Source organism: Agromyces selenitireducens (genome assembly GCF_052748465.2).
The window spans coordinates 3,790,742-3,802,605 of sequence record NZ_CM188259.1; the positions used below are offsets into that span (position 1 = coordinate 3,790,742).

Here is an 11,864-nt window from a genome sequence, read left to right on the forward strand (position 1 = left end):
AGCACGACCACCAGCCCGCACCGTCCGCGACCGACACCACGTCGATCGCGGCACCGTCAACAAAGGAGTGACAGATGATCCGTCTCACCACTGACCGCCGACGGAAGCAGGCGATCCTCGCGCTGTCCGCCGGCGTGGCCCTCGCCGCATCGGCCTTCACCGCGGCGCCTGCGTCGGCCGAGCCCGCCAGCGACCTGGCCAACCCGGCCTCCGACTGCGCCGGCCGCAGCGTCCCGGTCAACAAGATCGGCTTCCAGCTCTACAGCGCACGCACGATGATCCAGCAGCAAGGCCTCGAGGCAGTCCTCGCCATGCTGGCGGAGATCGGCTACAAGGAGGTCCAGCTCGCCGCGGCCGTCGGGTCGTACAACATGCCCGTCGAAGAGTTGCAGGCACTGCTCGACAAGTACGGTCTCAAGGCCTCCACCGGGCAGGCTGGCTACAACGAGACGAGTTTCGTCGAGTCGTACCTGCCCTTCGCCAAGGAGATCGGTCACCGGTACACCGGCTCGGGCGGCTTCGGCCAGCCCGGGACGGCGACCCTCGCAGACACCCTCGCAACTGCCGAGCAGATGAACCGCCTCGGCGAACTCTCGGTGAAGAACGGAACCGGCAAGCTCTTCGGGCACAACCACGACGGAGAGTTCCTCCGTCAGTTCCCCGACCCCCAGACGGGCGAGATGAAGAGCGCCTGGCAGTACCTCGTCGAGAACACCGACCCCCGATGGGTGACGTTCGAGATCGACGTGTTCTGGGCCGAGGCTGCCGGCATCGACGTCGCCGACCTCCTCGAGCAGTACGGGGACCGCATCGAGTTGCTCCACATCAAGGACAGCGACGAGCCGTTCAACTGGCAGAACCAGACGATCGTCGGCGAAGGCGCGGTCGACTGGGCGTCGGTCCTCGACGCGGCGCAGGGCAAGGTGAAGTACTACGTCATCGAGCGCGACAACGGGGCCGACTCCATCCAGGAGTACGCGGAGGAGAGCTTCGACTTCCTCAGCTGCTTCAACTACTGAACTCCGACCTCGACTGACGTCACCCGGATGGCGCGGCCCGCCATGCGCGCCGCCGCGCCATCCGGCTATCCGGCATGCCGTTCGCGGCGCGCCGGCCGATCCGGGACATCGCGTCCCGATCTGCACGGACGCGGCGCCGATGCGCCGACTCCGATGATCGCCGGGCCCGCGCCATGCGGGCCCAAACGAGGGGATGACCATGCGTTTCCGCACTCCCGCCGTTCGACTCGCAGCGCTGCTCACCGGAGCCGCGCTCGCTGTCGGAGGCACCACCACCGCGGCATCCGCCCATGACGGGGCGGATCACGGCGAAGCACCACCGGCGAGCAACTTCCAGAAGGTCTCGCTCGTATCGGAGGTGACGCAGCCCATGCAGCTCACCGTCGCCGACGACGGCCGCGTCTTCTTCATCGAGCGCACCGGCGGCCTGCGCATCTGGAAGCCGGACACCGGCACCACCGTCACCGCCGGTGCCGTCAACGTCGACACCCGCGGCGAGAGCGGCCTCCAGGGCGTCGCGCTCGACCCGGACTTCGCCACCAACGGCTGGGTCTACCTCTATTACTCGTCCATCGAGACGCAGTCGAAACTGCTCTCGCGCTTCCACGTCGAAGGCGACACGCTCGATGTGGAGAGCGAGATCGTGCTCCTGGAGCTGCCGACCACCTACCCGCCCCGCCCGTCGCATGTGGGCGGCTCGATCGAGTTCGGCCCCGACGGCAACCTCTACCTCTCGACGGGTGACGACACCCAGCCGTACGAGTCCGACGGCTACACGCCGATCGACGAGCGGTCGGGCCGGGCCGAGTTCGACGCTCAGCGCAGCTCAGGCAACACAAACGACCTGCGCGGCAAGGTCCTGCGGATCACGCCGACCGACACCGCCGAGGGCGGCTACACGGTCCCGGACGGCAACCTCTTCGCCCCCGGTGTCGAGGGCACCCGCCCGGAGATCTACGGTATGGGCTTCCGCAACCCGTTCCGGATGGCGATCCACCCCGAGACCGGCGACATCCTGCTCGCGGACTATGGCCCTGATGCCCGCTCGGACAACCCGCTTCGCGGCCCTCAGGGGTACGTGGAGTGGCAGGTCGTGCGCGAGCCGGGCAACTACGGCTGGCCCTACTGCCACGGCCCCAACCTCCCGTACGTCGACTTCGACTTCGCGACCGGCACATCGGGCGAGACGTTCGACTGCTCGGCTCCGGTCAACGACTCGCCGAACAACACCGGGCTCACGCAGCTGCCCCCGGTGATCGCCCCGGACATCGCCTACAGCGCGACGACGCCCGACCCCGACTGGCCGGAGCTCGGTACGGGCGGGGCGCCGATGGCCGGCCCCGTGTACCAGTACGACGCCGACTTGGACTCCGACATCAAGTTCCCCGAGTACTACGACGGCCAGGCGTTCTTCTACGAATGGGGCAAGCACTTCATCGCGAGCATGACGCTCGCCGAGACGGACCTGGCGCCCACCCACATCGAGAAGTTCCTCCCCGACACGACGTTCAACGCGCCCATGGACATGGTCTTCGGTCCCGACGGCGCCATGTACCTGGCGGAATGGGGACGAGGGTTCGGTCGGAACAACCCGGATGACGGGATCTACCGCATCGAGCACGCCGTCCCCGGGGAGCGTTCGCCGGTGGCTCGTGCGACGGCGACGCCCAACAGCGGCTCCGCGCCGCTGACCGTGGAGTTCTCGAGCGAGGGGTCGTCCGATCCCGACGAGGGCCAGGCGCTGACCTACTCGTGGGACTTCGGTGACGGTGCGACATCCGCTGAACCGAACCCGACGCACGTCTACGACGAGATCGGCGACTATGCGGCGACACTGACGGTGACGGATGACACCGGGCGCAGCGGTGTCGCGAGCATCGACCTGGTCGTGGGCAACACCGCCCCGACCGTCACGCTCGACTGGCCGGTCGACGGCGGCTTCATCGACGCCGGCGAGACCGTCCGGTACCGGGTGACGGTCGAAGACGCGGAGGACGAGGAGATCGACTGCGAGAGCGTGGTCGTCCAGCCGGCGATCGGTCACGACGCCCACGCGCACCCGCTCGAGGAGCTGCTCGGCTGCGAGGGCACGTTCACCACCGCGGCCGGTGGTCACGGCGACGACGCCAACATGTTCTACGCCTTGACGGCGACGTACACCGACCAGGGCGCCAACGGCGTGTCCCCGCTCACCGGAACGACCGACGTGATCCTGCAGCCGAAGCACCGCCAAGCGGAGCACTACAGCTTCCAGCAGGGCACTTCCGAGAGCCGCAGCGACGCGTTCGCCGAGGGCGCGTACCGAGTCGCTGGCATCGCAACGGGTGACTGGATCGCGTTCGAGCGGATGAACCTGCACGAGATCGACGGCATCAGTTACCGTCTCGCCGCACAGGGCACCGGCACGATCGAGGTCCGCCTCGACGCACCGGACGGCCCCGTCGTCGCGACAACGCAGGTGACCCCGACTGGGAGCAACGACACGTACGTCGACACCGAGCCGGCACCAGTGACCGACCCCGGTGGGACGCACACGCTGTACTTCACGTTCACGGCCGCGAACAACGCCTTCAACATCGACGCGATCGACTTCCACGGGATCGGCGTGGCCGCCGACCTGGTGGCGCCGACGGTATCGCACGAGGTCGCGCCGGCGGAGCCCACCGGTGAGAACGGCTGGTACACCGGGCCAGTGACGGTTCAGGTGTCCGCCGAGGACGACCGGACCCTCGCATCCGTCGAGTACTCCCTCGACGGCGAGAACTGGACGCCCGTCCTCGACAGCGACACGGGCGAGATCGAGCCGATTGAGCTGACCGAAGACGGCACGCATGAGGTCCACTATCGGTCGGCGGACGCCGACGGGAACCTGGCCGAGGGGAGCGTCACGGTGCAGATCGACACCGTGACCCCCGAGGTCGAGGTGACCGGCATCGAAAATGGCGCGATCCTCGGCAGCTCCGAGACGCTCGAGTGGGCCGTCGAGGCGCAGGACGTGACGTCCGGCGTTGCGGGCACCTCGGCGACGCTGGACGGGGAGCCGGTCGAGCCGGGCAGCCTCGCCCTCTGGGAGCTCGAACTCGGCGAGCACGCGCTGGAAGTGACTGTCACGGACACGGCCGGTCTCGAGACGAGCACCACCGTTGCGTTCACCGTGGAGGCCACGACGGTCGACCTGCGGGCGAATGTCGAGCGGCTGGCTGCGGGCGGGGCGATCGACACGGCTGAGGCCGCGCAGCTCATTGCGTTCCTCAACCAGACCGAGCGGAACCTCGCCGCGGACCGCGTTGAGCAGGCCGTGGCCGCGCTCGAGCGGTTCGCCGACGCCACCGACGACGCCCTCCTGCAGCGCGACGTGGAGGAGATCATCGCATCGCTCGGCTGACACCGGCGATGAGCAAACCCGGGGATGGGTTCCGCACGGGCCCATCCCCGGGTTCGCGACGCATCGTGCCGACTGAGGCGCGTCGGTACGGATTCTGGAGGACATGATGGATGAAACTCGGACCGGAGGGTGCGGCTCCGGCTGCACCTGCGGGACGCCGGGTCGACGCGAGTTCCTCTCCATCGGGTCGTCGTCGGCCGCGCCGCGCGTCGCTTCGGTCGTCGAGGGGCCCGGGCACGCCGTCGAGCAGGCCCGTATTCCCGCGGGGACGTTCGTCATGGGCGACTCGTCCGGCGACAGGAATGCCGCAGACGGCGAGGTGCCGCTGCACGAAGTCTCGCTCGAGGCGTTCGAGATCGACGTCACGCCGGTCACGAACGCCGCGTTCGCACGCTTCATCGCCGAGACGGGCTACCGGACCGAAGCCGAGAGGTTCGGGTTCTCGGCGGTGTTCCACCTTGCCCTGCAAGCCCCGAACGGGGACGTCATCGGGCGCGCCGGGGGAACGCCGTGGTGGCTCGGAGTGCGCGGCGCCGACTGGGCCTATCCAGGCGGCCGGGAGTCAACGATCGAGGGGCTCGACGACCATCCCGTGGTCCATGTCAGTTGGAACGACGCCCAGGCGTACTGCGAATGGGCCGGGCGCCGACTGCCGACCGAGGCGGAGTGGGAGTACGCCGCCCGCGGCGGGCTCGACCGGACGAGGTACCCCTGGGGCGACGACGAGGTCGACGCCGGCGGGTGGCGGGCGAATATCTGGCAGGGCGAGTTCCCGCGACGCAACACCATGGACGACGGATTCCTCACCACCGCTCCGGTCCGCTCCTTCCAGCCGAACGGGTACGGACTGTGGCAGGCCGTCGGCAACGTCTGGGAGTGGTGCTCCGATTGGTTCGACCCGAACTCCTACCGCCACTCGCCAGCAGCGAATCCCCAGGGACCCTCGCAAGGCAACGCCCGGGTGCTGCGTGGCGGCAGCTACCTCTGCCACATCTCCTACTGCAACCGGTACCGCAACTCCGCCCGGTCGCAGAACTCTCCAGACTCCTCGATGGGCAACGCCGGGTTCCGCACCGTGAGCACGGCGAAGCCATGACGGCGACCAAGCGACCGGACCACGCTCCCGCTGACCCCAGGTGGCGTCGCGCTGGCGCCAGATCGATGACGGGCTGCCCGGTGGAATTGGCGGTCTCGGTATGACGAACCGGAGCGGAACCGATCACGTTGTGGGCGGCTGGCTGCGTCACCTCGCGGCGATGCTGAAGGTCGGCGTGATCGGATTCGGTGGCGGCAGCGCGCTCATCCCCGTCATGGAGAAGGAGCTGGTCCGCCACGGCCGGCTCTGCGAGGGCGAGTTCGTCCAGGACACCGTGATCGCGAACATCACCCCGGGGGCGTTGCCGGTCAAGCTGGCTGCACTCTCGGGGGCGCGGCTCGGTGGATCCCGACTCTCCGCGGCGAGCGCGCTCGTCGTGGCGCTGCCCGGCACGGTCGCGACGGTGGCGCTGCTGGCGTTGTTCGCGCAGCTCGGGCCGGGCGCCATCCGCTCGGTCGAGTTCGCCTCGCTCGGGGTGACCGCGTTCATCCTGTACCTGCTCGCGCACTACGTGATGAAGGTGCTCGCTCCGGGGCACCGGGCGCGTGCGGTGCCGATCGTGATCACGGTCGTCGCGTTCCTGGCGAGCGGGGCGGGAAAGACCATCGAGCTCGGCCACGAGATGCTGGCCCTGGAGGAACGCGTCTTCGTGCCGGAGCTGTCCGCGCTGGGTCTCGTTCTGGTCGCGCTGGTGGCGATCTCGCTGCTGTCGCTGTGGCAGTACTTGCGCCGCCATCGGGTCGCTGAGTCCGACTCGCATGACCAGCGTCCTGGCCAGGTGCGGCGGGCCATCCGCTCCGTCGCCATGCTCGCCGGGATGACGGCCGTCGGGGTGGCCGTGGCCGTGCTGGTCCCGCCGGTCGGCGACACGCTGCGGTTCCTTGGCTTGGTTCTTGCGTCGACAGTGACGTCGTTCGGTGGCGGCGAGGCGTATGTCGGCGTCGCGGACGGGTTCTTCGTCGCGGGTGGGAACCTGGAGTCCAGCGTGTTCTACGGGCAGGTGGTGCCTGTGGCCAACGCGCTGCCCGGGCCCATCCTGGTGAAGATCGCGGCTGGCATCGGGTTCGTGCTCGGCGGCGAGATGGGTCTGCCGGTTGCCGGCGCGGCCTTCCTCGTCGCCGTCGGATCCTGCAGTGCAATCGCCGTGGCCGTGCTCGCCGGATACGACCGGGCCCGGAACTCGCTGCTCATCCGGAACGTATCGACGTACATCATGCCGGTGATCTGCGGTCTCCTCGCCTCGACCTCGGTCGCGATGCTGCACTCCAATGTACGGATCGCCGCCGAAGCCGAGGTGCCGGCGCCGGTCACCGTGCTGGCCAGCATCGGCCTCGCCCTGCTCGTGCCGCTAATCCGGATCCGTCTTCGGGTTCCCGACATCGTGTTCATCGTCGTCTTCGGTGTGCTCAGCCTCGCCGTTCTCAATGCGATTTGAGACCCAGACACCATTCGCGGCCTGGGATTAGCTCCCGGGTGTCACGTGGAACAAAGGCGTCGACCCAATGCGTGCTCACGGTTAACTCACGGTTTGCCGAGTTCACCGGAGCTCACTGCGTTTCACATTCCGCGTGATTCCTCGGCTCGTGAGCCCGAGTGAGCCACTATGAACCGGCACTTAGGAACTTCTGCTTCCCAAGCAGACAGCGCGGGTTCGATTCCCGTCATCGGCTCTTCGCAAAATCGCCTGATCAGGCCCACTTTCCATGCTCCGGCAGCAGGCGCGCAATCCCACATATCGCACGAAAACAGTCCACACGGATGCGTCTCGATAGGTTCACGGGGCTGATCAGGGATTTCGACTACAACGCAACCGCGACTCTCGATTGCAGAATCGCTCTCGTAGTCACTTAATAGTCACAAATTCGAGCGGACCCTCGCCTCAGCGGTGATGACAACACCGTCGTCATCACGGCCACAGCACTGGGGTTGACCGACCAGGTGACGCGCTCGCGCGCAACTAGGTCCACACTCCCGATCCCTCCGTGCGTGGACCCTGGGCCAGTTGCGCGGTGGCACACTGATCGCTGTGACTGTCGAGTTCGAGTGCCGGACGCACGTGCCGGCCGGCGTGCAGGAGACATTTGACCGCTCGCGGAGCATCGACCTGCACATGGCGTCCATGTCCGCTTCGCGCGAGCGCGCGATCGCTGGCGTCACCGCCGGTCTGATCAGCGAGGGCGAAGAGGTCACTTGGCGGGCGTGGCATTTCGGACTGCCGATCAGAATGACCAGCCGCATCACCGCGATGACGGAACCGGAGTACTTCGTCGACGAGCAGGTGCGCGGGCCGTTTCGCTCCTTCCGGCACGAGCACGAGTTCCGACCGGACGGATCCGGCACGCTCATGATCGATCGCGCGAAGTTCGAAGCGCCACTCGGACCGCTCGGCACGATGGCCGACCTGGTGGTCGGCCCCTACCTGCGCCATCTCATCGAGAAGCGCAACGCTCGCATCGCGGCAACTGACTGATCACTGCCGATCGTCTATCGGTCCCGCGGCTCGATGACAACGCGATCTCGCTCAGGAAGCGCCGTCAGAGGCTGTGCGGTGTACCACGCGTACTCGAGACTCGAGGCGAGGCCATCTTCGATCCACAAGATGAGCTCACTGATTGAGTGCCCTCGATCATCGACTACGTAGAACCCAGTCATGGGTCCGTCGGAAATGGCGAGCCTCTCGGTTTCCGCGGCCACGTGCAACTTCAGCATGGTGATAGGCCCGCTGATGGCGCGGAGCCCATCATCTCACCCCCGGCATCTCCGGTCACCGTGCACAAGCGCCCGGTAGCCGGTCCCTCAACGACCTGAAACTGAATCGCCTCAGCACGCCGGCTTCGTCGTCGCCCGCATGTCCGACGCATCCTGGTCGTCGGCCTTGCTGAACTCGCCGAAGTACTTCGGAGCATCGGGGTCGCCTGCGATGAACTGCAGGTACATCGTGCCGGTCGGGCTTTCGACCGCGTGCCAGAGCAGGCGGAGGGCACGTCCGTCAGCACAGCTGAGCTCTACGTAGCTGAACGGCTCGCCCTCCCACGTTCCGCGGCCGTCGAATACGGCCGGAAGGTCGGGGGTCTCATCCATCCAGTCGAAGTTCCACGCCGCATCCGACGGAACACCTTCGACGACAGCGGACCCATCCCGTCTTAGTTCGATCGTGGCCCTGCCGTCCGACGATTCGCTCGACCAGCGACCGGTCAATTGCTGTGGGGAGGCGGATACCGTTGACCGCCAGTTCGACAGGTACCACGCGGTGCCGGCGAGTCCGGTGAGCAGGCCGGCAGCAATCCAGATCCCGATCGTCGTGATGATCGCCGAAAGCCCACCCTGACGCGCCTTCCTGATCGTCCAGACGATCAGGAAAATCAGCACCCCGGCCGCGAAGGGGAACGTAAGCACGAACAACACGCCAAAGAGCACTCACGAAGAGTACAAGCCCGGCACCGCCGTCGTTGATCGCTCAAGCACACAGGGATTCACGCCCTACTGCCTCTCCGCGGGATCCCTCAGCGCGACAGGCGACAAACGAGCGGAAACGCTGGGTCGGCCGTGTAGTCCACAATCGAGACACCGGCGATTGGCTCGGGCGAGAGGAATGGGCCGTGGCGACGAAGCTTCTGTTCGGTCAAGTGCCGATGAGCGTGATGACAGGCGCCCTGGCGCTCTTCACGTCAGCGGGCGTCCTCCTCATCCACGCCGTGCCGCTGTTCCACCCGTCTTGGTATGCCGGGTATCCACCCACCACGGTGATCCTGACGATCGTCTTGTTCGCGGTGTTCTCGGTCGCGCTGATACTGGTGCCGCTGCTGTGCGGCCTCTTCGCCCTTCGGGGACGTCGCTGGTTTGCATTCGTCGCAACGGGTTTCGCCATCCTGACGATGATCGGCGTTTTCGATGCTGCCGCGACCTTCGTCGCCGGCGCCGTGGCTGCACTGGCTGGCGCGGTGCTGCTCTGGCTGCCCTCGGCGCGGGAGTTCGGCCGCGCGGCGGAGCGGGATCGTCGAAGCCGGCGAGGACTCGTCGAGCCGAGACGCACCGTGCGCTGACCCAACGGCGGCGCACACTATCGCGGAGCCTCGCGGGCGATGCGCCGGAGATCCCTCACTGAGTGCCATTCACGAGTGCCCATCCCGTTTATCAGCGAGTCAGCCCTTCGCTGCGTTCGGCGGGTCTGAACACCGTGCACCATCCAGGCTGCTCCTCGGCGGCACCGGTCGGGGTCAGCGGTCCCTTTCGCCGTGGACGGCTGAATCGATCATGATGTCGGAATGGATGACACCAACAGCGCGTGGCTTCGATGGCGGATGCGCCCACGAAGTTCCCAGTCGGAGGTCATCCCAGAGATTTCGTCGCAGGAGCCCTACGCGCAGTTCATCAAGGACCGCATCTCGCCAAACATGTATCTGACGGTGAACGGGTACTATGACGAAGCTCCGAGCGGGGTCCCGGGCTGGGCCTACTACGCCGGAGGTCCCATGCTTTGGGGCTACTTCAGTGGAAATATCGCCAACCGAGCAGGTGTGATCGGATGACCCCCAAATGGTTCTTCGGTTGGCTCCTTCTCCTGAATTGTTTCGTCTATGCGGCCGTTTGGTTGGTCATCGTCAAGCTGACGATGGGCTTTGACACGATGTTTCCTAACCCGTTCATATTGGGTTACGCATACGTCCTGCAAACGACGATCTTGTACATCCCCTTCTTTGTCCTTTTCCGCTTCGTATTTGAGTACGTGATGAAAAGGAGGGATGGGCTCAACTCGAACGTCCTAGCAGGATGGCTGTTCGGGGTACTGGTCCTGATAACGGTAGGTATGTCGCTAACCTTCTCCGGAGGTCAGGCTTCCCTGCTCAACAATCTGTTGTTGGTCGCCTTGAATGTTTTTGATGTCGCCCTGTTCCTCTTATGTCGCCGACCGGCTATCGAACATGGACAGGTCGTGTGATCGCGAGGGCACCGTCTGCGAGACGCCGGCGTGCTATGCGCGTCCACGCCTTCCCTCCCATGCTGTGAAGATCAGGAGCCACGCGATGAAGCCGAACCCACCGACCCCGACGAGTCCCCCGAGCCCGAACAATGCGACGAGGACCAGAGTCGGTGCGCCGGCAAGGCGGCCTTCTTCACTGAGGGGGACAGGGACGTCGCCATCGACGGATGCGTAGATGTAGGCCGCGAGCCACCACATCCCCACGCCGATCGCGAGAGCGCCAAGAGCACCGAGGACAACGCCAAAGAGCGAGCTACTCTCTTCCTCACGCCGGCGGAATCCCACCCGATCAGGGTAATCACGCGTCCCAGTGATAATGACCAACCTGCTCACGCTAAGTGACAATCGCTGCGGGATCGCTCTCGTGCCGCCGTCGGGACCCTCCGACCGGTAGCGTGTTGGGTTCGCGCGCATGCGCTCGCACCCGGTGCTCAATGAGGAGGCGTCGTCCGTGAGTTCCCTTCCCGCCAAGGTCAGCGGTCTCGGAGTAGCGCTGCTCCTTCTCAGCGGCTGCGCGAGCGGTGCCGGAGCGGCAGATCCTGGCGCGACGGGCGGGACTCTCGAGCTTGTGGTGTCGGAGACCTGTGCTGCAGGTTCCGCGCCGGAGTGCGTCGACGTGAACGGCGAGTACGTGCGGGTTCCCAGCGCAGGTTTCTCGCGGGCTGGAGTCGAGTCCGTTGCGGTGGCGACTGATCAGGCGGGCAACGCTGTGGACGTCACGCTCACGAGCGAGGGTGCAGGAGTCCTCGAGTCCGCCACGACCGAAGCCGCACAGGCTGGGGGCGACGCTCGCTTGGTGATCAAAGCCGGGGGCGAGGTGCTTACTGCGGTGGCCGTTGGCCAACCGTTCGAAGGCGAGCACTTCCTGCTGGCGCTGCCTCCGGAGTTGAGCGCCGAGGCGTTCACCGAGCGAGTGGGGCGAGGCTGACCCTCACCCGGCACCGTCACTCGACATCCTCATTGAGGGATCCTCCAGCGAGCACTGAGTGCCAGCTTGTCTCAGCCGACCAAGGCGTCGTCGATGCGCGGATACGCGACTCCGGCGAGTTGCCTGACGATGAGGTCCCGCAGCGCCTTGCGGCCCGCTGCGCCGCCGTTCGACCACATGGGCGCCGCCGGCCCGCCTACTGCGAGGGCGATCGGGAGTCCGAAGAATCGGTCCTCGGTCACGATCAGGAGTGCCACGGCGTTCGTGAACCGGCGGAGTGCCGTCACATGCCCGGGTTCGACCATCCAGCTGCACCCGCATGCGACCGTGGTGGTCGACGAGGACGCTGCGTCTCAGCTCCAACACGCCGACTACTACCGCCACGCATGAAACAACAAGCCCAAATGGCAGGGGATCTGAGCCGGACGCATCGTAGTTGTCGATGTCGGGTCAGG

Annotated in this window: 11 protein-coding genes and 1 pseudogene; 10 read left to right on the forward strand and 2 right to left on the reverse strand. The window is 66.4% G+C overall.

The window, feature by feature from the left end:
- Window positions 1–74: 74 nt before the first annotated feature.
- The 5 genes from ACULK4_RS17790 (at window position 75) to ACULK4_RS17810 (ending at window position 7,970) form a co-directional block, all read left to right on the forward strand.
- Entirely contained in the window at window positions 75–1,019 is a 945-nt protein-coding gene (locus ACULK4_RS17790; RefSeq protein WP_445963723.1) for a sugar phosphate isomerase/epimerase family protein, read from the forward strand.
- Between the two features lie 199 nt (window positions 1,020–1,218).
- Window positions 1,219–4,404, forward strand: a complete 3,186-nt coding sequence (locus ACULK4_RS17795) for a PQQ-dependent sugar dehydrogenase (RefSeq protein WP_445963724.1) — start codon at window positions 1,219–1,221, stop codon at window positions 4,402–4,404.
- Window positions 4,405–4,507: 103 nt separating this feature from the next.
- Window positions 4,508–5,500 (forward strand): formylglycine-generating enzyme family protein, encoded by a 993-nt coding sequence (locus ACULK4_RS17800; protein ID WP_445963725.1) that lies wholly within the window; start codon window positions 4,508–4,510, stop codon window positions 5,498–5,500.
- 40 nt (window positions 5,501–5,540) lie between these two features.
- The gene (locus tag ACULK4_RS17805; protein WP_445963726.1) at window positions 5,541–6,935 is read left to right on the forward strand and encodes a chromate transporter; all 1,395 of its coding nucleotides are present in this window, start codon (window positions 5,541–5,543) and stop codon (window positions 6,933–6,935) included.
- A 567-nt stretch (window positions 6,936–7,502) separates the two neighbouring features.
- On the forward strand, window positions 7,503–7,970 hold the full coding sequence (locus ACULK4_RS17810; protein WP_445963727.1) for an SRPBCC family protein: 468 nt from the start codon (window positions 7,503–7,505) through the stop codon (window positions 7,968–7,970).
- A gap of 350 nt (window positions 7,971–8,320) precedes the next feature.
- Here ACULK4_RS17810 and ACULK4_RS17815 read toward each other — a convergent pair whose 3' ends face one another.
- Window positions 8,321–8,917 carry a hypothetical protein gene (locus ACULK4_RS17815; RefSeq protein WP_445963728.1) on the reverse strand — a complete coding sequence of 199 codons (597 nt, stop codon included), beginning with the start codon at window positions 8,915–8,917 and terminating at the stop codon, window positions 8,321–8,323.
- Between the two features lie 182 nt (window positions 8,918–9,099).
- Here ACULK4_RS17815 and ACULK4_RS17820 point away from each other — a divergent pair, with 182 nt between their 5' ends.
- The 4 genes from ACULK4_RS17820 (at window position 9,100) to ACULK4_RS17835 (ending at window position 11,409) form a co-directional block, all read left to right on the forward strand.
- Window positions 9,100–9,543, forward strand: a complete 444-nt coding sequence (locus tag ACULK4_RS17820) for a hypothetical protein (RefSeq protein WP_445963729.1) — start codon at window positions 9,100–9,102, stop codon at window positions 9,541–9,543.
- 222 nt (window positions 9,544–9,765) lie between these two features.
- Window positions 9,766–10,029, forward strand: a complete 264-nt coding sequence (locus ACULK4_RS17825; protein ID WP_445963730.1) for a hypothetical protein — start codon at window positions 9,766–9,768, stop codon at window positions 10,027–10,029.
- Window positions 10,026–10,439 (forward strand): hypothetical protein, encoded by a 414-nt coding sequence (locus tag ACULK4_RS17830; RefSeq protein WP_445963731.1) that lies wholly within the window; start codon window positions 10,026–10,028, stop codon window positions 10,437–10,439. The genes ACULK4_RS17825 and ACULK4_RS17830 overlap by 4 nt, the downstream gene beginning before the upstream one ends.
- A gap of 493 nt (window positions 10,440–10,932) precedes the next feature.
- Window positions 10,933–11,409, forward strand: coding sequence for a hypothetical protein (locus tag ACULK4_RS17835; protein ID WP_445963732.1), 477 nt, complete (start codon window positions 10,933–10,935; stop codon window positions 11,407–11,409).
- A gap of 71 nt (window positions 11,410–11,480) precedes the next feature.
- Here ACULK4_RS17835 and ACULK4_RS17840 read toward each other — a convergent pair whose 3' ends face one another.
- Window positions 11,481–11,666: a hypothetical protein gene (locus ACULK4_RS17840; protein WP_445963733.1), complete on the reverse strand. Its 186-nt coding sequence runs from the start codon at window positions 11,664–11,666 to the stop codon at window positions 11,481–11,483.
- Window positions 11,667–11,700: 34 nt separating this feature from the next.
- Here ACULK4_RS17840 and ACULK4_RS17845 point away from each other — a divergent pair.
- Window positions 11,701–11,799 (forward strand): annotated as a pseudogene (locus ACULK4_RS17845) (glucosamine-6-phosphate deaminase); the annotation flags it as partial.
- Window positions 11,800–11,864: the final 65 nt, after the last annotated feature.

Excerpts from the sequence above, each read along its gene's own strand:
- ACULK4_RS17790 (WP_445963723.1), top strand. The coding sequence starts at position 75 with ATGATCCGTCTCACCACTGACCGCCGACGGAAGCAGGCGATCCTCGCG.
- ACULK4_RS17795 (WP_445963724.1), top strand. The coding sequence starts at position 1,219 with ATGCGTTTCCGCACTCCCGCCGTTCGACTCGCAGCGCTGCTCACCGGA.
- ACULK4_RS17800 (WP_445963725.1), top strand. The coding sequence starts at position 4,508 with ATGATGGATGAAACTCGGACCGGAGGGTGCGGCTCCGGCTGCACCTGC.
- ACULK4_RS17825 (WP_445963730.1), top strand. The coding sequence starts at position 9,766 with ATGGATGACACCAACAGCGCGTGGCTTCGATGGCGGATGCGCCCACGA.
- ACULK4_RS17830 (WP_445963731.1), top strand. The coding sequence starts at position 10,026 with ATGACCCCCAAATGGTTCTTCGGTTGGCTCCTTCTCCTGAATTGTTTC.